General features: G+C 40.8%; 29 protein-coding genes and 2 pseudogenes. 8 read left to right on the top strand and 23 right to left on the bottom strand.

The annotated features are described in order from the left end of the window. The 9 genes from EAE89_RS01265 to fkpA all read right to left on the bottom strand — a co-directional run. The coding region (locus EAE89_RS01265; RefSeq protein WP_072161945.1) for a GTP-binding protein at positions 1-142 on the bottom strand (142 nt) is incomplete at its 3' end. Positions 143-213: 71 nt separating this feature from the next. Beyond that, complete coding sequence (gene fusA / locus EAE89_RS01260; protein WP_149616106.1) at positions 214-2,322, bottom strand: elongation factor G; 2,109 nt, start codon at positions 2,320-2,322, stop codon at positions 214-216. Between the two features lie 80 nt (positions 2,323-2,402). Then, positions 2,403-2,873, bottom strand: a complete 471-nt coding sequence (gene rpsG, locus EAE89_RS01255; RefSeq protein ID WP_012776532.1) for a 30S ribosomal protein S7 — start codon at positions 2,871-2,873, stop codon at positions 2,403-2,405. 96 nt (positions 2,874-2,969) lie between these two features. After that, on the bottom strand, positions 2,970-3,344 hold the full coding sequence (gene rpsL, locus EAE89_RS01250; protein ID WP_011144815.1) for a 30S ribosomal protein S12: 375 nt from the start codon (positions 3,342-3,344) through the stop codon (positions 2,970-2,972). A 136-nt stretch (positions 3,345-3,480) separates the two neighbouring features. Next, on the bottom strand, positions 3,481-3,768 hold the full coding sequence (tusB, locus tag EAE89_RS01245) for a sulfurtransferase complex subunit TusB (RefSeq protein WP_054481096.1): 288 nt from the start codon (positions 3,766-3,768) through the stop codon (positions 3,481-3,483). Positions 3,769-3,788: 20 nt separating this feature from the next. Then, entirely contained in the window at positions 3,789-4,148 is a 360-nt protein-coding gene (gene tusC / locus EAE89_RS01240; protein ID WP_054481094.1) for a sulfurtransferase complex subunit TusC, read from the bottom strand. 9 nt (positions 4,149-4,157) lie between these two features. Beyond that, positions 4,158-4,553 carry a sulfurtransferase complex subunit TusD gene (tusD, locus tag EAE89_RS01235; protein ID WP_054481093.1) on the bottom strand — a complete coding sequence of 132 codons (396 nt, stop codon included), beginning with the start codon at positions 4,551-4,553 and terminating at the stop codon, positions 4,158-4,160. Further along, complete coding sequence (locus tag EAE89_RS01230; protein WP_054481091.1) at positions 4,553-5,275, bottom strand: helix-turn-helix transcriptional regulator; 723 nt, start codon at positions 5,273-5,275, stop codon at positions 4,553-4,555. The genes tusD and EAE89_RS01230 overlap by 1 nt, the downstream gene beginning before the upstream one ends. Positions 5,276-5,563: 288 nt before the next feature. Next, a complete protein-coding gene (fkpA, locus tag EAE89_RS01225; protein ID WP_054481089.1) occupies positions 5,564-6,325 on the bottom strand; it encodes an FKBP-type peptidyl-prolyl cis-trans isomerase in 762 nt (253 codons plus the stop codon). Positions 6,326-6,575: 250 nt separating this feature from the next. Between fkpA and EAE89_RS01220 the strand changes: the two genes are divergently transcribed. Then, the gene (locus tag EAE89_RS01220) at positions 6,576-6,794 is read left to right on the top strand and encodes a protein SlyX (RefSeq protein WP_054481087.1); all 219 of its coding nucleotides are present in this window, start codon (positions 6,576-6,578) and stop codon (positions 6,792-6,794) included. 501 nt (positions 6,795-7,295) lie between these two features. Here the strand turns inward: EAE89_RS01220 and slyD are convergent. The 4 genes from slyD to kefG all read right to left on the bottom strand — a co-directional run bounded on the left by slyD (position 7,296) and on the right by kefG (position 10,538). Beyond that, positions 7,296-7,874, bottom strand: coding sequence for a peptidylprolyl isomerase (gene slyD, locus EAE89_RS01215; RefSeq protein ID WP_054481085.1), 579 nt, complete (start codon positions 7,872-7,874; stop codon positions 7,296-7,298). A gap of 87 nt (positions 7,875-7,961) precedes the next feature. Continuing rightward, positions 7,962-8,165, bottom strand: a complete 204-nt coding sequence (locus EAE89_RS01210; protein WP_054481083.1) for a YheV family putative zinc ribbon protein — start codon at positions 8,163-8,165, stop codon at positions 7,962-7,964. 12 nt (positions 8,166-8,177) lie between these two features. After that, the gene (gene kefB / locus EAE89_RS01205) at positions 8,178-9,983 is read right to left on the bottom strand and encodes a glutathione-regulated potassium-efflux system protein KefB (protein ID WP_054481081.1); all 1,806 of its coding nucleotides are present in this window, start codon (positions 9,981-9,983) and stop codon (positions 8,178-8,180) included. A 3-nt stretch (positions 9,984-9,986) separates the two neighbouring features. Then, a complete protein-coding gene (gene kefG, locus EAE89_RS01200; RefSeq protein WP_054481078.1) occupies positions 9,987-10,538 on the bottom strand; it encodes a glutathione-regulated potassium-efflux system ancillary protein KefG in 552 nt (183 codons plus the stop codon). A gap of 121 nt (positions 10,539-10,659) precedes the next feature. Here kefG and EAE89_RS01195 point away from each other — a divergent pair, with 121 nt between their 5' ends. Continuing rightward, the gene (locus tag EAE89_RS01195) at positions 10,660-12,585 is read left to right on the top strand and encodes an ABC transporter ATP-binding protein (protein ID WP_054481076.1); all 1,926 of its coding nucleotides are present in this window, start codon (positions 10,660-10,662) and stop codon (positions 12,583-12,585) included. A gap of 262 nt (positions 12,586-12,847) precedes the next feature. Here the strand turns inward: EAE89_RS01195 and EAE89_RS01190 are convergent, their stop codons facing one another. The 6 genes and pseudogenes from EAE89_RS01190 to EAE89_RS01165 all read right to left on the bottom strand — a co-directional run bounded on the left by EAE89_RS01190 (position 12,848) and on the right by EAE89_RS01165 (position 16,534). Then, on the bottom strand, positions 12,848-13,750 hold the full coding sequence (locus tag EAE89_RS01190) for a LysR family transcriptional regulator (protein ID WP_054481074.1): 903 nt from the start codon (positions 13,748-13,750) through the stop codon (positions 12,848-12,850). A gap of 401 nt (positions 13,751-14,151) precedes the next feature. Then, positions 14,152-14,545, bottom strand: a pseudogene (locus tag EAE89_RS01185) (DUF1240 domain-containing protein). A gap of 47 nt (positions 14,546-14,592) precedes the next feature. Further along, on the bottom strand, positions 14,593-14,988 hold the full coding sequence (locus tag EAE89_RS01180) for a DUF1240 domain-containing protein (RefSeq protein WP_214085245.1): 396 nt from the start codon (positions 14,986-14,988) through the stop codon (positions 14,593-14,595). A gap of 37 nt (positions 14,989-15,025) precedes the next feature. Then, entirely contained in the window at positions 15,026-15,427 is a 402-nt protein-coding gene (locus tag EAE89_RS01175) for a DUF1240 domain-containing protein (RefSeq protein ID WP_235525443.1), read from the bottom strand. Next, entirely contained in the window at positions 15,420-16,289 is an 870-nt protein-coding gene (locus EAE89_RS01170) for a hypothetical protein (RefSeq protein ID WP_214085231.1), read from the bottom strand. Before EAE89_RS01170 ends, EAE89_RS01175 begins: the two co-directional genes overlap by 8 nt. Positions 16,290-16,333: 44 nt before the next feature. Further along, the gene (locus EAE89_RS01165) at positions 16,334-16,534 is read right to left on the bottom strand and encodes a hypothetical protein (protein ID WP_054478496.1); all 201 of its coding nucleotides are present in this window, start codon (positions 16,532-16,534) and stop codon (positions 16,334-16,336) included. Positions 16,535-16,924: 390 nt separating this feature from the next. On the opposite strand from EAE89_RS01165, the gene EAE89_RS01160 reads away from it, so the two are divergent. From EAE89_RS01160 to EAE89_RS01140, 6 genes and pseudogenes are all read left to right on the top strand, one after another. Further along, complete coding sequence (locus tag EAE89_RS01160) at positions 16,925-17,404, top strand: Hcp family type VI secretion system effector (protein ID WP_054478494.1); 480 nt, start codon at positions 16,925-16,927, stop codon at positions 17,402-17,404. Between the two features lie 605 nt (positions 17,405-18,009). Beyond that, positions 18,010-18,090 carry a helix-turn-helix domain-containing protein gene (locus EAE89_RS24270; protein WP_420806667.1) on the top strand — a complete coding sequence of 27 codons (81 nt, stop codon included), beginning with the start codon at positions 18,010-18,012 and terminating at the stop codon, positions 18,088-18,090. Positions 18,091-18,101: 11 nt separating this feature from the next. After that, entirely contained in the window at positions 18,102-19,172 is a 1,071-nt protein-coding gene (locus tag EAE89_RS01155) for a PDDEXK nuclease domain-containing protein (protein ID WP_214085230.1), read from the top strand. Between the two features lie 81 nt (positions 19,173-19,253). Then, positions 19,254-20,159 (top strand): N-acetylmuramic acid 6-phosphate etherase, encoded by a 906-nt coding sequence (gene murQ / locus EAE89_RS01150; RefSeq protein WP_214085229.1) that lies wholly within the window; start codon positions 19,254-19,256, stop codon positions 20,157-20,159. Between the two features lie 30 nt (positions 20,160-20,189). Further along, the gene (gene murP, locus EAE89_RS01145; protein ID WP_214085228.1) at positions 20,190-21,641 is read left to right on the top strand and encodes a PTS N-acetylmuramic acid transporter subunit IIBC; all 1,452 of its coding nucleotides are present in this window, start codon (positions 20,190-20,192) and stop codon (positions 21,639-21,641) included. A gap of 30 nt (positions 21,642-21,671) precedes the next feature. After that, positions 21,672-21,846 (top strand): annotated as a pseudogene (locus tag EAE89_RS01140) (transposase); the annotation flags it as partial. 93 nt (positions 21,847-21,939) lie between these two features. Here the strand turns inward: EAE89_RS01140 and EAE89_RS01135 are convergent. The 4 genes from EAE89_RS01135 to EAE89_RS01120 form a co-directional block, all read right to left on the bottom strand. Next, positions 21,940-22,476 (bottom strand): N-acetyltransferase, encoded by a 537-nt coding sequence (locus EAE89_RS01135; protein WP_214085227.1) that lies wholly within the window; start codon positions 22,474-22,476, stop codon positions 21,940-21,942. Positions 22,477-22,735: 259 nt separating this feature from the next. Further along, entirely contained in the window at positions 22,736-24,025 is a 1,290-nt protein-coding gene (locus tag EAE89_RS01130) for a hypothetical protein (protein ID WP_214085226.1), read from the bottom strand. After that, complete coding sequence (locus EAE89_RS01125) at positions 24,018-24,911, bottom strand: fatty acid desaturase family protein (protein ID WP_214085225.1); 894 nt, start codon at positions 24,909-24,911, stop codon at positions 24,018-24,020. The genes EAE89_RS01130 and EAE89_RS01125 overlap by 8 nt, the downstream gene beginning before the upstream one ends. A 1-nt stretch (position 24,912) precedes the next feature. Next, complete coding sequence (locus tag EAE89_RS01120; protein WP_214085224.1) at positions 24,913-25,683, bottom strand: ABC-2 family transporter protein; 771 nt, start codon at positions 25,681-25,683, stop codon at positions 24,913-24,915. Position 25,684: the final 1 nt, after the last annotated feature.

The raw sequence follows: 25,684 nt of genomic DNA, 5'->3' as shown, positions 1-25,684 counted from the left end.
CGAATGCACGAGCGTTACCACCGTAGGTTTTAGCCAGTACAGTAGTAATTGCAGCAGTCAGGGTAGTTTTACCATGGTCAACGTGGCCGATAGTACCAACGTTAACGTGCGGTTTTGTACGTTCAAATTTTTCTTTAGACACGACTCTATTCCTTAGTATCGCTCCCTCATTATTTGGGAGGGAGCTGAATCTAGATATTAAACCCGAAAAACTTATTTAGCTTTACGAGCTTCGATAATAGCCTGAGCCACGTTGCTCGGCGCTTCATTGTACTTCAGGAACTCCATGGAGTAAGAAGCACGACCTTGGGTCTGAGAACGCAGGTCAGTAGCATAACCAAACATTTCAGATAATGGTACCTGAGCACGTACGGTTTTACCGGTAGCAATATCTTCCATACCGTCGATCATACCACGACGACGGTTCAAGTCACCGATAACGTCACCCATGTAGTCTTCTGGAGTTTCAACTTCAACTTTCATGATAGGTTCCAGCAGAACGGGTTTCGCTTTCATGAAGCCTTCTTTGAAGCCCATAGAACCTGCGATTTTGAACGCCATTTCTGAAGAGTCAACTTCGTGGTAAGAACCATCGAACAATGCAACTTTAACGTCAACAATCGGGTAACCGGCCAGAACACCATTTTTCATTTGTTCCTGAATGCCCTTATCTACCGCAGGGATATATTCTTTAGGAACAACACCACCAACGATTTCGTTAGCGAATTCGTAGCCTTTGCCACCTGACTCCATTGGCTCAATGCGCAGCCATACATGACCAAATTGACCACGACCACCAGACTGACGAACAAATTTACCTTCTTGTTCAACAGTAGAACGGATGGTTTCACGATAAGCAACCTGAGGTTTACCTACGTTCGCTTCAACTTTGAACTCACGACGCATACGGTCAACCAGAACATCAAGATGAAGCTCACCCATACCAGCAATAATCGTCTGACCAGATTCTTCATCGGTAGACACACGGAATGATGGATCTTCCTGCGCCAAACGGCCTAAAGCAATACCCATTTTTTCCTGATCAGCTTTAGTTTTTGGCTCAATAGCAACAGAGATTACTGGCTCTGGGAATTCCATACGCTCCAGAATGATTGGTGCGCTGATATCACACAGAGTATCACCTGTTGTCACGTCTTTCAGACCGATCGCAGCGGCGATATCGCCTGCGCGAACTTCTTTGATCTCTTCACGTTTGTTAGCATGCATCTGAACGATACGGCCGAAACGCTCTTTTTTGTCTTTCACTGGGTTAAGAACGGTATCACCGGAATTAACGACCCCAGAGTAGACACGGAAGAAGGTCAAGTTACCAACGAATGGGTCAGTAGCGATTTTAAACGCCAATGCCGCAAACGGTTCGTTATCGTCAGAATGACGCTCTGCCGGGGTATCTTTACCATCTGGCAGAAGACCTTTAATGGATTCAACATCAGTTGGCGCAGGCAGATACTCAATAACAGCATCCAACATTGCCTGAACACCTTTGTTCTTAAATGCGGAACCACAGGTAACCAAGATGATTTCGTTAGTCATAACACGATGACGCAAACCAGCTTTGATCTCTTCTTCAGTCAGCTCTTCACCGCCCAGATATTTTTCCATCAGTTCTTCTGATGCTTCTGCCGCGGCTTCAACCAGGTTATTACGCCATTCTTCAGCCAGATCCTGCATATCAGCTGGAATATCTTCATAAGTGAAGGTAGTTCCCTGATCTTCATCGTTCCAATTGATAGCTTTCATTTTCACCAGGTCAACAACACCGGTGAAAACGTCTTCGGCACCAATTGCCAATTGTAGAGGCACTGGGTTTGCAGCCAAACGAGTTTTGATCTGCTCAACAACGCGTAAGAAATTCGCGCCCATACGGTCCATTTTGTTAACGAACGCGATACGTGGAACTTTATATTTATTCGCCTGACGCCATACGGTTTCAGACTGTGGCTGAACACCACCAACCGCACAGTAAACCATTACGGCACCGTCAAGAACACGCATGGAACGTTCTACTTCGATGGTGAAGTCAACGTGGCCTGGGGTGTCGATGATGTTGATACGATGCGCATCAAACTGCTTAGCCATACCTGACCAGAAAGCAGTTGTCGCAGCAGAAGTGATGGTAATACCACGCTCCTGCTCCTGTTCCATCCAGTCCATAGTAGCAGCGCCATCATGAACTTCACCGATCTTATGGTTTACACCAGTGTAGAACAGAATACGTTCGGTAGTGGTGGTTTTACCGGCGTCGATGTGTGCACTGATACCGATGTTACGGTAACGTGCAATGGGTGTTGTACGAGCCATTTGATTCCTCTATTCCTAGGACGTTCAATTTAAATCTGGGCGGCAGAATAGCCGCCCAGGGCATCATCACTACGATAGGATTACCAACGGTAGTGTGCGAACGCCTTGTTAGCTTCTGCCATACGGTGAACGTCTTCACGTTTCTTCACAGCAGAACCTTTGTTCTCAGCTGCATCAGATAATTCGTTCGCCAGGCGCAGGGCCATAGACTTATCACCGCGTTTACGAGCAGCATCAACGATCCAACGCATTGCCAAAGCATTACGACGAACCGGACGAACTTCAACTGGAACCTGATAAGTAGAACCACCAACACGGCGGGATTTTACTTCCACGGTTGGACGCACGTTATCCAGTGCGAGCTCAAATGCTTCCAGATGTTCTTTACCAGAACGCTGAGCCAGGGTCTCAAGCGCACTATATACAATTGCTTCTGCAGTAGATTTTTTACCATCTACCATCAGGATATTAACAAATTTGGCCAGTAATTCAGATCCGAACTTTGGATCTGGCAGGATTTTACGTTGACCAATTACACGACGACGTGGCATGGAAATACTCCGTTTCGAATTCAGGGTTGTCCAAAACTCTACGAGTTTATTTTGACATTAAAGTGAAAATGTTTGGCCTTACTTAACGGAGAACCATTAAGCCTTTGGCTTCTTCACACCGTACTTAGAACGACCTTGTTTACGGTCTTTAACACCGGAACAGTCCAGTGCACCGCGAACAGTGTGGTAACGCACACCTGGCAAGTCTTTAACACGACCGCCACGGATCAGAATTACGGAGTGTTCCTGCAAGTTGTGGCCTTCACCACCGATGTAGGAAGAAACTTCGTAACCGTTAGTCAAACGCACACGACATACTTTACGCAGTGCGGAGTTTGGTTTTTTAGGGGTAGTGGTATATACGCGAGTACATACGCCACGCTTCTGCGGGCAAGCTTCCAGAGCAGGAACATTGCTTTTTGCAACCTTCATGCTACGGGGTTTGCGCACCAGCTGGTTAATAGTTGCCATTATTAAAAAAACTCCTGGTTTTTTTGCTTCGTAAACACGGATTAAATCTCTTGTCTGCCCTGACGGCAAAACACGAGGACGCGGAATTTTATGGCTGACTCGCCGGGGTGTCAAGAAATATACAGTGTTTCTCTGACTACCAAGCGAATTGTTGATGGTGTTTTACTGTCAGGTTAACAAAGTCAGTATAATTGATCACTTGCACTTTGTCTGAAACCTGACCTACCAACCCCCGCGCCTCAATATCTTCTTTCAGCGCATACAATGTAACACCACTGCTGATCAACGCCGGAAGATAACAATTGTTCTCAATTCCTGCTAATACACCATCCTGAATAAACAGTATATCATCACCACCAGCAAGCAGATTGAATATCGCATTGAAGTCACATTGATAAGGCGATCGGCCAATAGTATATAACATATCATTGTCCTTCCAATAGCTTAAAATGTCAGCACAACATCATAGCCAACCAGTTTCTCGCGAACTGTTTCTGCTGGTATCACTTCCACATCCAGAATAAAACGGTTAGCCGAGCTTAATCCACGCGTGATCAGGTCCTCCTGGCTCAAATAACATGCTTCAATATCGTACAAAGGCAAAACCTTAAAAGTAGCGATATAGTTTCTGGCAAGTACTCTGTCAGGTCGCTGATCCGGTAACAGTTGGAATACACCGTCAGAAATAAAAAATACACCGATATGTTCAGTTAATGCCGAAGTCGCCAGTAATGCATCTAACCCTTCTCTGCCACCCGCATTACCATGAGGTGCTTGAGTGAAGACAAAAGCAATTTTTTTCATTTTTGCCTCTCAGAATTGCACCACTCGGTCGCAGGTCAGCATGGCTTCAGCCAGCGTTCCCAATCCACTTAATTCAAACCCTTCAGCCAAGTTTGCTACGGGTAAATTCAATTCATTAGCCTGCTGAGCATCAAGGACACCACGGCGAAGGGCAGCGGCAATACAAATGTGCATGCCAAACTGATGCTCTGTTGCCATCATCTGCCATGCACTCACCAAATTGAATTCATCACTGGCAGGTGCAGTCAATTGATTGCCGTTATAAACCCCTTCCCGATAAAAAAATACGGTATTGAGTTTGTGTCCCATCTCAATCAAAGTTTGTGCGAACTGGTAAGCACTGCTGGCTTGTTGGGTACCATATGCAGGCCCCGTTACCAGCAGACAATAAGACAGAGACGACATTACCGCTCAGGCCCTAAGCATTCACCATTTTTAAACTGGCGAATATAGAGATAAACCGTATGTTTAGAAATATTTAGACGCTCAGCAACCTGATTAATCGCGTCTTTAATATCAAAGATGCCTTTCTCATAGAGATTCAGAACCACCTGCCTATTTTTAGCATTATTGGATACATTGCGATCAATATTAACTTCTTCGATCGTGTATTCCAGCGTTTGTGCAACCAAATCATCCACTGATGATGCAAAGTTTACATTTGGAGCGACATCATGGGTTTCCTCTGGAATAAATGTTTGAATAATTTCAGAGAAAGGGACATCAAGGTTCATATTAATACACAGAAGGCCGATTACTCTGCGATTCCGGTTGCGAATCGCAATCGTGACTGACTTCATCAATGAACCACTTTTCGCCCGGGTGAAATAGGCTTTGGATACACTACAATCTTCATCTGTAATATCGTGCAACATACGCAGAGCAAGGTCAGTGATAGGTGAACCTATTTTACGGCCGGTATGTTCTCCATTAGCTATTCTGACCGCTGAACATTTAAGATCTTCCAGTGAATGTAAGACAATCTCGCAATGCCCACCAATCAGCATAGCCAAGCCATCAACTGCGGCTTCATAAGATTTTAAAATTTCGCGATCCGTTTCAGTAAACGGTTGGTTTTCCAGTAAGTCGATATCACTGATATCACCAGATAATAACGGGTTAGACATTAAATACACCATCCTTCAAACGCAGACAACGTCTTGCTAAAAACACAACGTGATAAACTTATAAAAATTTCTTGTGAAAATTCAACTGTTGCAACTTAACAGAGATCTCAGTCAAAGATCTTTGCACTTACATTAGATATTGACGTTAAAACCACATGACATCATCGTCAAGCCATTGCCACTCAGACATTTGGCCTCTATCACAGCTTTCAGTAACAAAAAACCGTTGACAGAATCTCTACCAACGGTTTCATCTACACAATTCATCAAAAATATTTAGCTAAAAGATTACTTAGCCTTAGTATCCGCTTTCACATCCAGTAACTCAATATCAAATACTAATGTAGAGTTTGCAGGAATACCTGGGACACCAGCTTTACCATAAGCAAGCTCTGGTGGAATAACCAGTTTAATTTTTCCACCTTTTTTCACATTCTGCAAACCTTCTGTCCAACCTGGGATAACACCGTCCAGACGAATAGAAAGTGGCTCATTACGTTTATATGAGCTATCAAATTCTTTACCGTCAATCAATGAACCCTTGTAGTTTACGACTACTGTGTCACTTGCCGCAGGTTTTTTACCACTACCGTCCTTCTCTATTTTATATAAAAGACCGGTTTGGCTCTTGACGACCCCTTTTTCCTTAGCGAATTCTTCACGATATTTAGCACCCTTAGCTTCATTATCGCTGGCTTCTTTTTCCATTTTAGCTTCAGCCGCAGACTTCACTTTGCCTTCAAATGCACGCAGAGTATTTTCAATTTCGCTATCAGTCAGTTTGCTTTTGTCCTTAAAAGCATCTTGCACCCCCGCCAACAACTGATCTTTATCCAATGGAATACCCAGAGATTTCTGCTCTTTCAAGGTGTTTTCCATATAACGCCCTAGAGATGCTCCCAGAGCATAAGCATTTTGCTGATCTTCCGTTTTAAATGCGCTATTCAGTTCTATACTTTGACCATCTGCTTTGGCAGCCAGTACCTGGGGAGCACTGAAAACCACTGCCAGCGTAGTGGCAAGCAGAGTAACTTTAAACAATGATTTCATCTGTTTCTCCAATAACTTTGGGGGATATTTACCATCAGCAAAAATTATGCAATCGAGTCACTATAACTGCCTACAGCAGCACAACACAATATTTGCCGCTTCTAGTGCCCCAAAACCATTGAGACAACATTAATGAAAAGAGGTTTCATAACAACCGTATTCCACAGAATATTCTGGGCATAATGAGTTACTCTTAATTAATATAAATAGCCTAACACGGATAATACACAGCCTGAAATGGGAGAAAATCATGGATCTATCAGAGTTTGAACAACGACTTGAACAATTGGAAAGTCGCGTTGCCTTTCAGGAAATAACCATTGAAGAGCTGAATCAGGTAGTCACTGAGCAGCAGATGGAAATGGCTAAATTAAGAGAACATTTGCGGTTAATGACAGAGCGATTGAAAGCCTCTCAGCCGTCAATGGTGGCTTCACCGTCAGAAGAAACACCTCCACCTCATTACTGATTTTGTAAACACCAATTACCAACAAGCAGATGTATCTATACCCAATGGATTTCAAGATGGATCGCGACGGCAAGGGAGCGAATCCCCAGGAGCATAGATAACTATGTGACCGGGGTGACCGGGGTGAGTGAATGCAGCCCATTAAAGAAGCGACTTGAAAGATAACGGGTATATACGCCCATAAATAAGCCTCTCCTGTTAAATATTTCCAGTTATTCGGCAGGAGCTTATATCGAATACCATCGACAGCAGTAAATTTTGGAAATCCTCATTCATCTACGGTGCAATAAGGGGTTTTCATCTGCAGTTCCCCTTTCTTTGAAAGAAAGACCAACTCACGAATATTGCCCCACACCACTCGTAGTACGGGGCAAAGAATCTCGCAACGACAGTAAAGAATTCCGTAAGAACTTTATCTACTGTAATCGCTGATGCATATCTTCCTGCGATTATGATTGACGGCTAATGATGAAGGCGTTAACACCACACCATCTTCACTTATCAGTGGCAACCGCCGCCACCGCAGCATCCGTGTCCGTCATTATGATGATGACCATCGTCATGGTTATGGTCATGACCACCACAGCAACCACCTTCGCCATGCTCGTGACCATGCGCACCGTGAACATGACCATGAGCCAGTTCTTCTTCAGTCGCTTCACGGATAGCAATAATTTCAACATTGAATTTCAGGTTCTGTCCCGCCAGCATATGGTTACCATCAACCACAACATGCTCGTCTTCAACCGCAGTGATTTCTACGGGTACTGGTCCCATATCGGTATCAGCCAGGAAACGCATGCCCACTTCCAGTTCATCAACACCGACAAAGACATCTTTTGGCACACGTTGAACCAGATTGTCATCATACTGACCATAGGCATCATCAGCTTGCACGCTGACATCAAAACTCTCACCAGCCTCACGACCTTCCAGCGCTTTTTCCAAACCACTGATCAACGAACCACGGCCATGCAGATAATCCAACGGTGCACTCACCGGTGACTCATCAACTAAAACACCCTCTTCCGTCCTTACTTGATAAGCCAAGCTGACTACCAAGTCTTTTGCTACTTTCATGACATCTCCTACCCGTGGGTCTAAAAATTTTACCGATTGTAGCGGAATTCTAAGCCCCTGTACTCACCGGCATTAAAATTCACACCATTATTGTGGTGTAAAAATACCAATAACCTGCTCTTGCTTTCTGATATGAGAGGTTACTTTATCATCAGTCTGACGTTGCTGATGACCACAATGGACGCATTCCACCACATCCACCTGATCTTCCTGCCACATTGCCAATGTGTCCTGAGAATGGCATTCCGGACAGACAGCACCAGCAATAAATCTTTTTCGGCTTATTGACATGATTCGCTCCACTTATTCATATTCATTCCAACCATCCGGTTGGCGACGCTCATTCAGCATTTCCCGTTCAAACAACTCTTCTAATTCTCGCCGCGCCTCTTTTATACGGGATATGTGAGCCACATCACCCTGTAGCTGTGGCATCAGTTCTCTCAACATCCGCATATCTAATCGCTGAAAGTGTTGTTTTGCACGATAAGCCTTATGCGGATGCATTCCCAACCCGACCAGCGTTTTACGGCCCAATTCCAATGCACTGGAGAAAGTTTCACGAGTGAAATTTTCTACCCCACTTTGCAGCAGTTCATGCGCTTCCAAGCGCCCTCTGGCCCGCGCCATAATATGCAGATTCGGGAAATGTTTCTGACATAAATGAACAATCATCATGGTATTTTCCGGCTCATTACAAGTGATCACAATCGCCTTGGCTTTATCTGCACCTGCTGCACGTAGCAATTCTAATTCAGCCGCATCACCATAATAAACCTTGTAGCCATAACGTCGCATGGTACTGATAACACTGACATCATGTTCCAACACCGTTATGCGGATTTTATTCACCATCAGAAGACGGCCGATGACCTGCCCGAACCGACCAAAACCCACTAAAATCACTTGCGGATCATTATCTTCCACAAATGGCTGTTCATCCATCTCATCCTGGGCATTATAACGGCGTGCCAGAATAGCATCTATCAATTGCATCACCAGCGGCGTTGTCATCATTGATAGTGTTACCACTACCAACAACAAAGCCATCTGCCCGCTATTAAGAACATTCTGACTCAGTGCCGCAGAAAACAACACAAAGGCAAATTCTCCGCCCTGGCTAAGTACGCCGGAAAATTGCAAGCGAGATGAATTCCGTAAACCAGAAATCAACGCGATAAGATAAAGAACGATACCCTTTACGACGACCAAAACCAGCACACCAAGTAACACATCCGTCAGATGTATCAGTAGCACACCCAAATTTAAGGACATCCCTACCGAAATAAAAAACAGCCCTAACAACAAGCCCTTAAATGGTTCAATGGATATTTCCAGTTCATGGCGATATTCACTATCGGCTAATAATACCCCGGCGATAAAGGTCCCCAGTGCCATGGAAAAACCAAGCACCTCCATAAACAGCGCCGAGCTGAGTACAACCAGTAATGCTGCCGCAGTAAATACCTCACGTACTCCGGATCTTACAACCAGACGGAACAGCGGGCGTAACAGATAACGGCCACCCAGCAACATGCCAGCAAAAGCGGCAATTTTCAGCATGATCCGATACCAGTCACTGGATGCGGTTTCACCGGCCAGAAGTGGGATCAATGCTAAAGCCGGGATCACCGCGATATCTTGAAACAGCAAAACTGAGAAACCAAGCTGCCCGCCCTCATTGCGGTTCATCCCCTTATCTTTCATCAGTTGCAAAGCCATTGCCGTTGAGGACATTGCCATACCGATACCACCGATAACCGCCGCCTGCCATGCAAAATTTGTCAGATATAAAAGTGCGGCCAACACTCCTGCGGTCAGAATAACCTGAGCCGCACCGACACCAAAAATAGATCGCCTGAGCTGCCAGAGTTTGGAAGGGTTAAGCTCAAGACCGATGATAAACATTAGGAAAACAATCCCAAGCTCAGAGAAATGAAGAATATCATCAACATCTCTGATAAAGCTCAATCCCCATGGACCCAGGACGATCCCTGCCAATAAATAACCTAATACTGCACCAATCCTGAATTTCTGTGCGATTGGCACTGCCACTACAGCAGCAAATAAAAATAATATACTGGCGCTTAGTTGCGCTGAATGCTCCATAAGCTATAGCCCTCCGAATGACAATGGCGATTTGAGCCACTCACGATAAGCATTAGCATGGATGGCAAGAAGTTCAGGTTTTTGACGACGTGCCCAATAAATCACTATTGGCGGTAGCCAATGCATACGGCACATAGATGCGGTTTGTTCAAAAGGGCGAAGAATCTCTTCCATCGGATAGAGGTTATAACCATCAGGCTGGAAAGCCCCTTCTGGCTCTCCGGTTGTGATCACTGAACGCCAGTATTTCCCCTGTAACGCCAACCCGGTAATGCCACTGGCAAATCCCCGAGTCAGCACACGATCCATCCACTCTTTTAATAAAGCAGGACAACTGTAAGTATATAGTGGATGTTGAAAAACAATCACCTGATGCTCACGCAGCAGTTGTTGTTCATAATGCACATCAATAAAAAAATCTGGATAAGCTCCGTATAAGTCGTGAACCGTAACATGCTCTAAATCCAGCACAGGTTGTAACAAAACGCGGTTTGCAACTGAATCCTGTGACTCTGGATGGGCATACAGCAGCAGGACTTTAGGCGGCTGTAACATCATTACCCCCTCAAGAACGTGTCAGAACACGTATTTTCCGTTACCATGCACACAAAGTTATAAAACCGGACGCTTATTGTCCGTTATTCCTAATTTAACATATTATATACAAACGACACTTATGATTGTTTTCTCTTCATTACAAATTCGTCGCGGAACTCGTGTTTTGCTGGACAATGCCAGCGCCACTATCAATCCCGGACAGAAAGTTGGTCTGGTAGGGAAAAATGGCTGTGGCAAATCTACCTTACTCGCATTACTAAAAGATGAGCTTCAAGCTGAAGCAGGCACATTTACTTTTCCCAATAACTGGGCATTGGCTTGGGTGAATCAGGAAACACCCGCACTAGAAACGCCAGCGCTGGAATATGTCATTGATGGTGATCGAGAATTCCGTCAATTAGAACAGCAATTGCAGCTAGCCAATGAAAAAAATAATGGCAATCTCATCGCCCATCTACACAGTCAATTGGACACGATTCAAGCCTGGACTATCCGTTCAAGAGCATCCAGTCTGCTTCACGGTCTGGGTTTCTCTCAAGAACAGCTTGATCAACCCGTACGTGCGTTCTCTGGTGGATGGCGTATGCGCCTCAATTTGGCCCAAGCACTACTCTGCCGCTCTGATTTATTATTGCTTGACGAACCCACTAACCACCTTGATCTGGATGCGGTTATTTGGTTGGAAAAATGGCTGACAAGCTATCCCGGCACATTAATCCTTATCTCCCATGATCGGGATTTCCTGGACCCGGTTGCCGACAAGATCCTCCATATTGAGCAACAATCTCTGTTTGAATACAGCGGTAATTACTCCTCTTTCGAACGCCAACGTGCTACCAAACTGGCACAACAACAGGCGCTCTATAAGAGCCAGCAGGAGAAAGTTGCCCATCTGCAAAGCTATATTGACCGTTTCCGAGCCAAGGCTAGTAAAGCCAAACAAGCTCAGAGCCGTATCAAGATGCTGGAACGGATGGAGCTGATAGCCCCTGCCCATGTTGATAATCCATTCCATTTCAGTTTCCGTAAACCGGAAAGCCTGCCTAATCCACTACTGAAAATGGAAAAAGTCAGTGCTGGCTACGGCGAGCGGACAGTTTTAAGTTCAATCAAATTGAATTTGGTTCCCGGTTCGCGCATCGGTCTGCTTGGACGTAACGGTGCCGGCAAATCCACCTTGATTAAACTGCTAGCTAATGAACTGAAATCCCAGAATGGAGAAGTAGAATTAGCCAAAGGCATCAAACTGGGATATTTCGCCCAACATCAATTGGAATATTTACGAGCTGATGAATCCCCCTTACAGCATATAGCACGTATTGCGCCACAAGAAACAGAACAGCAACTCAGGGATTATTTGGGTGGCTTTGGTTTTAAAGGCGATCAGGTTACTGATCCAAGCGGACGTTTTTCCGGGGGAGAAAAAGCACGTTTGGTTTTAGCATTGATGGTTTGGCAACGTCCTAATCTTCTGTTGCTTGATGAACCAACCAACCATCTCGACCTGGATATGCGTCAAGCACTAACAGAAGCGTTGATCGACTTTGATGGTGCGCTGGTTGTGGTTTCCCATGACAGGCATCTACTACGTTCAACAACAGATGAGCTGTATTTAGTTCACGATGGCCGGGTAGAATCTTTTAATGGTGATTTAGACGATTATCAGCAATGGCTGACAGATCAACAGCGCCAACAAAATCAGCAATTGCGTGAAGGTAATAATAAGGAAAAGGAACCTTCCAGCCAAAGTGCTCAAGAGAGAAAAGATCAAAAACGGCGTCAAGCTGACTTCCGCAACCAAACGCAGCCATTACGCAAACAGTTGACTCATCTGGAAAAACAGATGGAGAAACTGAGTGACGAACTGGTTGCATTAGAAAATCAACTTTCAGACAGCGCTATTTACGATAACAGCCGTAAAACTGAATTGACTGAATTTCTACAAAAACAAAATCAAGCCAAATCAAAACTGGAAGAAACTGAATTAGAATGGATGGAAATTCAGGAACAACTAGAACAAATGATGCATGAATTTAATGGATAAATATTTTCGCCCATAATATTTAATAAAGCGGAGAAATCAATCCGCTTTATTTTTCAACAACATCAATACATCACCTAATATTCCCATATTATTCCTAAATATAAAATTCATAATTAAATTTCATTAAACCAAAATATCCATTATTATTAACATCACTTCTTTTCACTATATTATACCCCATAGATTTCAAATTGCAGCGCGGCGGCAAGTGAAAGCAGCCTACAAAGCAGCAACTTGAAGGATGAAGGGTATAAAAATAACATTATATCTTTCTCATATTATCAATTAATGAAGAAAATAGCTCTGCTTCATTTATTAATTCACAATCGATAACTGGACTCCATAAGATACCAAAATCAATCTCCATATCGGTTTCTAACACTTCTAATAAATTCAAGTATTGTGATGGAATTGAACTAATCACCTTTTGCGGAATTAATGAAAAACCATTATGTTTAATTATCAATTCAGTCATTACCATAATATCATTGGTTTTCAATATTAAGTTCATATTACTATTATCATAGATAGAAAATATGTTAATACCATCAGTGAAATCAATTAACATATCATTCTTATCCGAATCAATAAACTGATACAACGATGCTATTTCCGTGTTTAATTCTGCAAAATTCCGAGTCCAATGACTGCCTTTTTTAAAAAGATAAACAAGTTTTTCAGTGAAAACCTTCTTTGGTATAAGTGATGAAGTTAATGGTAAAGGAACGATCGCAATATGTAATAAACCAGAGTTTAGCAGACTCATTTGCTGCTCAAATGTCAGACCAGCAATGAGTACAAGCACGACTTTTTCCCGTTTACCTAAAAAGATCTGCTCTTTCATTTTTCCAGAATCATAAATAGGAAAACAAGAGCTCACATAAAGATAATATGGCGAATCGTCTTGCAAATCATGATTAACCTGAATCTGAAACTGCTCAAAATGACCTAGTAATTTCTGAGCATTCTCAAAAGTTTTTTGTCCAAAATCAGTCAACCTGGTACCATTTGGTCCTCTGGAAAATAAAAGAGCGCCGAACTCCGCTTCCAGTGCATTAATTTTCTTGGTCAGCGCAGGTTGTGACATATGTAATATTCGAGAAGCCTTATGATAATTAAGTGTTTCAGCTAACACAACAAAAGCTTTGAGATTACGTATATCCATATCTCCACCGTTCAGGTTTATCTTGCATATTTTCTTACGTTACAATTTCATAAACAAACTAATTTATTTAAACTAAAATCAATTAAATAGAGATTAAACAACAATTATAAGTTGATCAATTAATTTATTATAAAAACGTTAGCGACATATACAGCATTACATTTTTTACCAGAAATCCTTCTATTCTCTAAGATAAATGAGTAAGTCATCCACTTAAATAAAACACATTGAGGATAATAAATTTTACGATTTTTAGGTGTTTTCATATCCAAATTATTATGCCTCCTGTGACATGAGTTTGTCCGAAATTCATCTGATGAAAATCAATTTCCAAAATTCAGTAACAATTCCTCTTCCGGTAAGGAATAAATAAAATGGCTAAGATCAATCAAACAATAATATTAATTACATAGCTTGATATCTTTTACATATTTACTCGGTGACGACCATGATATCTTTGGGCACATCAAATAATTATCACTTCTTAATTTATAATTCACATATAAAGATGTGGGAAAACTAAAAAAAAACCCATATCGAACCTAAATATTTCACAAAACCATCATGATATTTAGGATAATAACCAGTTACATTAACAAAAACAATAAAAAATATAGCATAAGAAATTAAAGGAAAAGAACAAAATACAATAAATACACTGCTCGAGAATGTTATTTTATCATCCATTTTAACTAAAGAGATCAAATCATTTCCTGAAAAGAAGAAAGATACTACCGTTAAAATAAAAATAGCAAGAGCACCGATAATGCGTACAATCTTTCTTTTATTTTCCATAACGACCCCAATTATGAAGAAATTAATTTAAATTAAATTCAATAATATTAATAACATAGTTTGATATCTTTTACATAGGTATTTGGTGACATCCAGGATATTCTTGGACATACTAAATAGCCATCATTTTTTAACTTATAATTCACATACAAAGATGTAGGAAAACTTAAAACAATTACAACAATAGCTATCGAACAAAAATATTTAACAAAATTATCATGATGCTTTGGATAATGTCCAGTCACAGTAACAAAAACAATAAAAAATGTAGCATAAGAGATCAAAGGAAAAGAAAAAAATATTATAACAACACCACCTGAGAATGTTATTTTCTCACTCATTCTAACTAAAGAAATCAAATTTTCTCCGGTTGAAAAAAAAGCAAATAAAGATAAAAGAAAAATAGCAAGAGAGCCGATGATATATATAATCTTTTTCCCCATAATAACCCCAGCTATGAAGAAATTAAATAAAAAGATATTAGCCACATAGTTTAATATCTTTTACATATTTATTCGGCGACATCCAAGATATCTTTTGGCATATCAAGTAATTCTCACTCCTCAGTTTATAATGCACATAAAAAGATATAGGAAAACTCAAAAAAAATGCAACAATAGCTATTCCACCTAGATATTTAATATAAGCATCATGATACCTTGGTATACGCGTTGTTAAATTTAAATAAATAGAACAAATCAAGAAATAAAAAACCAACGGGAAGAAAAAAAACGCAATTATTATCCCATTGGAAAAAGAGATTACCTCAGCCATTGTAATCAATGAAAATAGACTATCAACAGAAGCAAACATACCCAAAGATACTAAAGACAATACAAAAACCGCCAAGATAATATGAATTATTTTTCTTTTTTTATCCACGACTATATCTTCCAAAATCATGAAGAACCTTATTTAAATTAGCCTTAGGGGTTCTTTCTCTATTATAAACCTCTTTTATTAAATCAATAACCTTCTTACTTATACCATATTTATCATCTAAATAATTTAGCCCAATAGTAACAAGCAGACCAACTCCAAAAATTATACCAGCTACGACAATGATGCTAGCACCTGCCGCCAAAAAAGATGAAAGAACAATACCTATAGCCCAAGAAGCAAAGGCTATTACTGCCGTCTTAGCCAGATCCACAGCAATATTACCTAGAAAATCAGCCAGAGTGTATTCGTCCTTAAATATAAGCTCAACCGTTCGATAAGCCGCAGAAAAGAATATACTGAACTTCATTCCCTTAACTATGCCACTATTCAGTCCTTGCTGCCCAATCCCCATAGATACCACCTTCATGTTAGAAGCTTTATATCTTGAAGCAGTAATGATCTTTCTAACTCCTGCATAACCTGATATTTTAATATATCTGTTTCCATCCTTACCCACATACTCTGTTGCTTTAATCCCTAATCTTTTAAATTCCCCTATAACATTAAAGAGATCAAAAGAATCATGAATGTTACCTGCATAGGGTGATATGGGATCGGTAATCTCAAATATTTTCTTTACAAATGGACTTTTGGGTTTTGGCGAATCAATATCTTCCAGCACATCTTTCGCTTCATCTAACGATAGCAACGCAATATAGGTTGTATTCTCTCTTAACTGCTTTTCGAGACCAATGGCATCAAAGAATTCATGCTGAGGTTTTAATTGGTTAATCCCAACCTGACCTCTCAGGAAATCCCCCATATAGCCTTCCGGCGAGGGGTTGTATTTTTTATATGTCATCGTAAAACCCTTTTCACATTGTCTTAAAACCAAAAATTATCACATCAGTGTTTAACCGCCGGAGTTTCCAATTTGAGAGAAAGAACACGACCATCTGAAGCTCTCATATTGAGAGCCTGAGTTTCAGTTGACGACATCAATTGAAAACATAGCATCATCATTAGTGCCAATTTCTCCTCTGAAACTACTGGACTATTCACTAATGCATTATCTAGTTGTTGTAATAACTGTTCTCTCTCGTCCATACGGTTAAACTCATTAATCATTAAGAATTAGTATATAACACTATATTACATAAGAAACAGCCATGTCTATTATATAATAGCAAAGCATTAAATAAATGCGGAGCATCCGCAGTTGATGTTGCATAACACAAAAATAACACCTGACCAATAAGTATGAAAATGATAATTATAAAGCGATCGGAATATTTTAAATTTCGTTTTATAAGAACTGATATAGCAAAACCCATGCCATAGAATAAATATGTAAACCGGGTAAAGCCTTCTTGATTTGGGAAATAAATTCGATATTGAACTATTAGTTTTTTATATTTTAATGTTATGGTTGTAGTTCCGTAACCTGAGCAAATAGCTTCAGGTCCTTTAGATAAAGCACTTGTATGGTAATTATTTATGTCTTATATGATTTACTTGTCATTAGATGGTAAGAAACAAGGTTTAATTTCTGCTGGTTGTTCAACTCTAGATTCTATAGGAAACCGATACCAAAAAGGGCACGAAGATCAAATACAGGTCTTGAGTTTAAATCACACGCTAACTCGAGAACAACATGTCGATCATCACCCAGTCCAGTTCATCAAGCCAATAGATAAATCATCCCCATTATTATCAATCGCAATCTCTTCAAACGAACTACTGCATGCGGTTTTTGTCTTTTATCGAATAAACTCCGCCGGGAAATTAGAACTTTTCTATGAAATCAAATTAACAGAAGCAAGCATTATTGACCTTTCTTGTTCCTATCCACATTCGATAAATGATAATGACATGATGCCGTATGAGAAAGTCTTTCTCAAATACAAATCTATTTCCTGGAATCACGTAATCGCCGGTACATCTGCCTATAGTATATGGGATGATAGAGTTTATTGAAAATAAGCTAATAGTATATAAATATCCAAACCGCTGACAAACCTTGTTTAAAAGGGCGAGGTTTGTTTTTTTATTATGGGAAATGTTCTCCCCATTAGGACAATTTGATCGTCCACAGAGGCGGTATTTTTAACATGGCGGCAATCTCCGTCTGGTGAACGAAACTTAATTGAAACAATATATCAGATAGAAAAACACTACTTTGCCAATAATCTGTAAACTTATATTTTACATTTATTTGTCAATTTTACTGGAACGCGATATTCAAAAACAAGAAGAACGAGTTGATATTTATGTATCAAAGAAAAAGAATCTGATTTATATTAGCCAATGGGTATTTTATCCCTTTGTAAATAATGTAGAATACCAAACAGAAGCCCGTATGTTGATGTATTCTGGTTTCGAACTTCTATCTAGAAGTTCCCAAAATACATATTCATAATGTAACCATTTATAAATTAATAGCTTATACCCAATAGATTTCAAGATGCATCGCGACGGCAAGGGAGCGAATCCCCAGGAGCATAGATAACTCTGTGACTGGGGTGAGTGAGTGCAGCCAACAAAGAGGCAACTTGAAAGATAACAGGTATATATTTATTTAACTGAGTAAGGGTTTTGGCATTTCTACTATTGTCCAGCAACTGGGTATCAGCCGCTGCACCGTCTACAACATACTGAAATAAGCAAGATAATCATGACATCAGAACTACAAATTTACACCTCGTTACTCGCCGATGTAAAGGAACGGATACGTAGTGGTCAGCTCAGAGCTGTTCAGTCCGTCAATGCTGAACTGATCCAGATGTACTGGGACATTGGTCACATGCTCCATGAACGTCAGAGGCAACAGAAGTGGGGGGCAAGGATCATCCCGAAGCTAGCACGAGATATTGCTAATGAATTACCAGAGGTCAAAGGCTTCTCAGAACGGAACTTGAAGCGTATGCTGCGTTTCTACCGGGAGTACGCCTTTCCTCCGGAGATGAAACAACAAGGCAGCATCTATTCCTCCGGAAAGCCGGTATCGGCAATTGTGCCACAAGCTGTGGCACAATTGCCTTGGGGTCACAACATTCTGCTGATTGAGCGGATAAAAGATCAAACTGAACGATTCTGGTATGCAGAACAGATTCAGATACAGGGGTGGAGTCGTGACTCCCTGATTCAGATGATCAAAGGCAATTCCTATGCCCGGCAAGGCTCAGTTGTCAGTAACTTCAAGAACCGGTTATCCGTATCTCAGTCTGAATTGGTACAGCAAACCCTGAAAGACCCCTATGTTTTCGATTTTCTCACCCTATCAGAACCCTTCAAGGAACGGGAGCTGGAAATGGGGCTGCTCAAACACCTTGAAAAATTCCTGCTCGAACTCGGAGAGGGCTTCGCTTTTGTCGGGCGCCAATATCGTATTACCGTAAGCGAACAAGATTACTACATTGACCTACTTTTTTATCATCTGACTTTGAGGGCTTTCATTGTGATCGAGCTGAAACGAGGGGAATTTAAACCTGAACATGCCGGTAAGATGAATTTCTATTGCTCGGTAGTCGATGAAAAGCTGCGGCATTCCACTGATCAACCTACCATAGGCTTGATTTTGTGCCAGACCAAAGACCAGATATTGGCCGAATATGCTTTGCGCGGTATTCAAAAGCCAATTGGAATTTCAGATTACGAATTAACCCGCGCATTGCCAGAAGACTTGAAATCCAGCCTGCCAAGTATCGAGGAACTAGAGGCTGAACTATCACAACCATCGACATAGGAGCATCAGCGCCATAATCAAGCCCTTTAAATCTTTGTACATTTCACGCTATCTGCCTTTTATATCCCCTTGGAAAACAATATGAAAATCAATCTCAACAATATGGTCACCGAAAGCCGCAATCCAGCCAGCGCCAACATTGATACTTTGCCAACCCTTGAGATGCTAAAACTCATTAATGATGAAGATAAAAAAGTCGCACTGGCCGTAGAGCAAACTTTGCCACAAGTCGCGGAAACAGTAGACAAGATTGCCGAAGCTTTACGTCAGGGAGGCCGTTTAATTTATATCGGTGCGGGTACATCAGGCCGGTTAGGGATTCTAGATGCCAGTGAATGTCCACCCACTTATGGCACCAGACCGGAACAAGTGGTTGGCTTGATTGCCGGAGGGCATCAGGCCATCTTGAGGGCTGTTGAAAATGCAGAAGATAACTGGCAATTGGGCGCAAACGATCTTAAGGCGCTACACTTTAACTCAAAAGATGTACTGGTTGGTATTGCCGCAAGTGGTCGTACACCTTATGTGTTGGGTGCAATGGAGTATGCGAAATCGGTTGACGCCACCGTCGCCGGTATCAGTTGTAACCCTGATAGTCCCATGACACAGGCCGCCGATATTGCTATCACCCCCGTCGTTGGGCCGGAAATCGTTACCGGCTCATCACGCATGAAAGCAGGTACTGCACAGAAACTGATCCTGAATATGTTGACCACCGTTGCCATGATCCGTACAGGTAAAGTTTACGGCAACCTGATGGTGGATGTAGAAGCGACAAATGCCAAACTGGTTGAAAGGCAGAAAAATATCGTTATGGCCGCCACAGAATGCAACCGTGAACAAGCTGAGCGAGCATTAGCTGAATGTGATGGACATTGTAAAACCGCCATTGTGATGATTCTGGCAAGCATAGATGCTCAACAAGCAAAGGCGTTACTGGATAAAAATCATGGTGTTATTCGTCCGGCAATCTTAACGGTTCGGTAACAAACTCTCTTCCGTGAAGGAATAAATAAGATGGCTAAGATTAATCAGGCAATAGTTGTTCAGATCCTTAAAGCTATCGGCAATGCCGGTAATGTTATCCAATGTGGCAACTGTATGACTCGCCTGCGGCTAACCCTACGCGATCATACTCAAGTAGATAAAGCAGCGCTGAAACAGATCGCCAGTGTGCTGGGTATTATTGAAAGCGATAATCAGTGTCAAATCGTACTTGGACCGGGAAAAGCGCAAGCTGCGGCTGACATAATGAACAAATTGCTGGAATCTTCTGACCATCCTCAACAATCGGAACAGCATAGCGCTGATTTAACCCATATTGCCTCCGCTAATAAAAAACAGCTTAAAGAGAAACAAGTTAGTGCTATACATAAATTCCTGACGAAATTCGCCACTATTTTTACCCCACTCATCCCCGGTTTTATTGCCGTTGGCCTACTGCTGGGATTTGCCACCTTACTTGAACAAATCGCCATTCAAGGCGTTAAATCCCCTAATACGGTATTGGTTGAAATCATCGGCTATATGAAAATATTCAGTAAGGGAATGTTCAGTTTCCTCAGTATTCTAATTGGCTATAACGCGCAAAAAGCATTTGGTGGCTCTGGTATAAACGGCGCGATTATCGCCTCACTGTTTGTGCTGGGCTATAACCCGGATGCCACCAGCGGTTTTTACTCTGGCATCTCCACTTTCTTTGGTTACAGTATCGATCCACGCGGTAATATTATCGGCGTTCTGATCGCCGCTATTCTGGGAGCATGGGTAGAACGACAGGTTCGTAAGGTAATTCCAGACAATCTGGATATGATCCTCACTTCAGCTATTACCCTGCTGATCATGGGAGCCATTGCCTTTACTGTTATTATGCCGCTGGGAAGTTATCTATTTAATGGCATGTCATGGTTGTTTCTCCATCTCAACGGTAACCCTTTTGGTACAGCGATATTGGCAGGGCTATTCCTACTCGCGGTTATGTTTGGTGTTCATCAGGGGTTTGTTCCGGTCTATTTCGCGCTTATGGATGCACAAGGTTTTAACTCTCTGTTTCCAATCCTTGCCATGGCAGGCGGCGGACAAGTTGGCGCTGCTCTGGCGCTATATATAAAAGCTAAAAAAGATTCTCTGCTACGTACTCAGATAAAAGGTGCCATTATTCCAGGCTTTCTCGGTATCGGTGAGCCGTTGATTTACGGGGTAACACTGCCACGAATTAAACCCTTTATTACCGCTTGCCTGGGAGGCGCTGCCGGTGGTTTCTTTATCGGTCTGGTCGCTTATTTAGGTTTACCCATTGGACTGAATACGGTTTTGGGTCCATCTGGATTGATCGCACTGCCGTTGATGACCTCCAGCAACGGAATTTTTGTCGGCATGGCAATTTATGCAGCGGGGATGATGGTGGCTTATCTCAGTGGTTTTGTGCTGACGCTGCTATTTGGCTGTAAAAATGTCAATTTAACTTGATGATGTATTATGTTGTACCGGAGGTGTAACATGGATTATAGATATGACAGCCACACGGTATTTCAGATTGAATACTATTTGTTGGTGTGGGTAACGAAATACAGATGCAAGGTGCTGACATGGAGAAGTCGAGAGCTGAGTACGTGAGTTAGTACGGCAGACATGCGAATCCTTTGAAATCAGGATATTAAAGGAAGTTGCTACTTTAAGTAGGTGGTTGTTTAGTTGATATGGGTTTCGCTAGCATACAACATTGCTCGTTTCTCCAAGAAACCCCAAGATGATGGGGTTAAATATACTATTTGCTGACATCTGTGCTATTTGCAATAGTGCCAGCAAAAGTCTTCCTTTTTCGTTGCAGCCACTCAAGCCAAGGTATGTCTCTCCCAGGATAAGCAGGGTGTGGTATGCACCAATGTTCTTGCACCCACTTACGAATGAAAGTTTCTATTTCATAAGCTAGTGCTGAATTCAGGATATTAATATGTAACCAGTAGTAAATAGCTACATCATATCCCTCAAAAAGTGAGGGGAATATATATACACACCCAAGGCAACGAGATTCCGAAGGATCAAGAATAATATAAGAGAAACCAATTCGTTGTTGGAAATCGCTATAATCTTCTTCAATATAACGCAAGTTATCTTCCCAACTTTTGATATCATCTGGCCAGTCGTCAGAAAAGATATCTTTTAAAATCGGTCGGCTCTCCATCACGGCTTCATAGTCTATATTGGCGTATTTCGGGCTTAATGGCTGTAAAATAAAGCCATTGCCATATGCCAATAATGGTACATCAAATTCGTCTGGTACTATTTTATTATATACGTTCATTATCTTTTTCTTTTGAATATTACATGGTGAAACTGAGTATCTTGTTTTGGTGAAAACATTTCAATGTTGGAGTTAACGTAATTACTAAATACACTAATAAAGCACATTTTGCAGATCGATATGTTTAACTGCTTGTGCTTGCCGCCCTAGGTATACACGCAAATAAATGCAGAACCATCATCAGGAGGATAATTGCCGAAACCCAACGTTTTACCACATTTATCACATAGCCAGATCTTACTATACATAACTTGCCCTCCTAAGTATTAGGTACATCCAGTCCAGTCAATCCGAAAGCTGCCCCTTGATGAGCATTAATTACTCCTGGATTGGAAATTCCTATAGCCGCACGTGTTAATGTACCTATCATTTTGCCCCTTAAGGTAATAAAGCCATGTACAACAGAAGCATTCCCTTGCTTAATCTGATCATTCCTATCAATGGAGTGCATGGGTAACATCTCACCATACACACGCTTTTGTACGATCCAACATTTGCCTGAATCTAATGCTCGTTGCAGTGACCTGTGCCACACCAAAGGTTCGCAGAGCCAACTACAGACTATACCCGCCCCACCATAACCTTCCGCAGGTTTCAACACATAATCCCCTTGCCAGAAAACCTCGCAATTTTGTCTCGTCAATATGTTTGTTATTGGAAAAAGGGATTTTAAGTAGTCTCTTTCTTCCGGTTGTGTCATGCATCCAATATTTTTAACCAACCAAGCAATGAAGCCTTTATTTGAATACAGTACTTCACGGAATCCTAATACTGAAGTAATTCTCTTAGTAAGCAGTGCCTGACGGTATGACGTCATCAATGAGATATCTCCAGCAACTTCGTATAGATTGAACATTGGTATAAAGGCATTCACTGAATGGCCTTTGAACATTGCCTGCGAGTCAGTAAAATCAAAATCGCGTAGGGTACCAGCAACAAACTGAACGTTGCCTTTTTGGTTCATTAACTTAACAAAATTCTTCAAGTAAAAACCATATTTTCCATAACCTTCAGGCGTTTCAATGATTGGGACAATCTCATGTTTTTTCACAATCGTAGATAAGTTTCGCCTCATTTCTCTGAACGGATTTTGTATAGGCGTTATCGGGTTATCTGGACAGGTTAGCTCGTAAAAATTGGAACGAATAGAATTGATTGCATATCCATTCAATCCTCCTAAGCAGTAGCCTGTATTTACCTCAATGATCTGCCAAGTGTCACCAGTACAAATCACATCCCAGCGCAGGGGAAACGGTACATCGCTGTTATCAAGCAATATGAAATCATACATCCATTTGGGAATCCCCAATTCGAGCATTATTTCTCTTATCGACGGACGGTAATGTAAGAACAAACTCTCCATGAGAGTCTCTATACGTGCCAAGCGATCTTGCAAGTCAGCCAATATTTTGGGGTCGTATTCAAGAGGTGTCAGCAACCACTCCCAAGAGGGATCGATTATACCTAATGCAACAGCCTTCTGTCGGTATCTAGAAAAATGTATAGGCTCGAAGTGTAATGGCTGTACATGATAAAATTTTTTATTCATCTTTTAACCATTCCTTTACCTGTTCCCATGCCCCGTGTTTTTTTTGACGATATATCTCGTTTTCCATCATAATTTCATGTGCCCGCTCATGGTTTTCAACACATATCCAGGGAAATAGATGGTGTACAAGGTGATAACCATCGTAACGAGGCAACAGAATTGCACTTATTATTTTATTCTTAATGATAAAATTTCGCGTTTTGCTCATTGGATCAATGTTATTAAGTAAGCCACCATGATCTATAACGTCTGTCATGTGTTTCTGTATTTGATAAAAATAACAGTAAGGTAAGAGCAAGAACATAAAAGTATACAACGGATATAAAAAAATAATGATTGCAAGTAAAAAAATATACATTATACGTAAGGTATTAGCCCATTTAGGTGCATCGTTATCATATATTACGAAGAAAAATGTATTTTTAAGTTGCTTCAAAAGGAATGTTTGTTTTAAGTGTCTAATTAATCTCTTGCGACAAAGTTTTTTATGCAATCCATAATTTCTTATGCCAATAAAATCAAGATCTTTATCCATATCACCTAAAAATTTATGGTGACTAAGATGTTCCCTCCTTATTGATTTAAATTTTGAAAATTCAATTATGGAAAATAACTCACCAAAAATGTCATTTATCTTTTTTGAACGACAAAATGAATAATGAAAGCACTCATGTGACATATTATTCACTGCTCTGAACCTAGTGCCGATAAAAAAAGACAGTAAGGGAAAAACAATAAATAACCAAATGCTAATGGAAACTAACCAACTAAATATAAAAACTAGAATCCATGGAAAAATAATATTATTAAAAAAAACCAATAAAGCCTTAAAAAGGCTCTTTCGACTATTTTCTTCCTTGATTTTAGAGATCAAATAAGTGTTCATGTTACCCTCCTAAGCCATTGAACTTTCTAATTCCCCATCGATAAAAAAACAAAGTTCCCAACATAAAAAAAACTGTACTAATAATTAAATAACCTATATTCCAGTCGTTCCTTCCCAAGAAAAATGACACAGGCAATGAAGCAGAGAATGCCATCGGCAATGCAAAAAGGAGGTATTTAACTAAACCATGAGGAAAAAAATTGACAGGAACAATGGAAAGTTCATATATCATCTCATGAAAGTAATCCACTGGCATTTTCCTATGATTTATGAATGTAAAAAAATTAAAAATAATGAAAAAGGATAAGTTAATGATGAACATGCATATAATAGAGACAATGAACTCTGCCCACTGAATAGCATCTTTTGTTACCATAGGTAAGGAAGAGAAAAATAATGCAAAAAATGCCAAGAAAATAAACATAATTATATTTAAGGGTTTTGACCAACCAAATAATATCAATATCCAGATAGATATAGGTTTAACTAAATAAGGTTCTATTCTTCCACTAGCTACCTTGTTGAAAAATTCTTCAATAGAATGAGTAAATATACTTATCGCAACTCCAAGTAGGATAAAAACCAAGAATATGAGATGAAAATCTTCGTTTTTATAGCCTCCAATACCTTCAGATAGAGAGGAAATTTGATCAATAAATATGAATTGGATTAGGTAATATGACGATGAAAGTATAAATTCTCCAAAAAGGTTTTTTTTATAGGCAAGTTGCCGATTGATATTCATTTTAATAAAAAGAGAAATAGTTTTCATA

It is taken from the genome of Photorhabdus heterorhabditis (assembly GCF_018448905.1).
In the GTDB taxonomy this organism is placed as follows: domain Bacteria; phylum Pseudomonadota; class Gammaproteobacteria; order Enterobacterales; family Enterobacteriaceae; genus Photorhabdus; species Photorhabdus heterorhabditis.
Note: the sequence above shows the minus strand (reverse complement) of the source record. Positions and strands in the feature narration are given on the sequence as shown.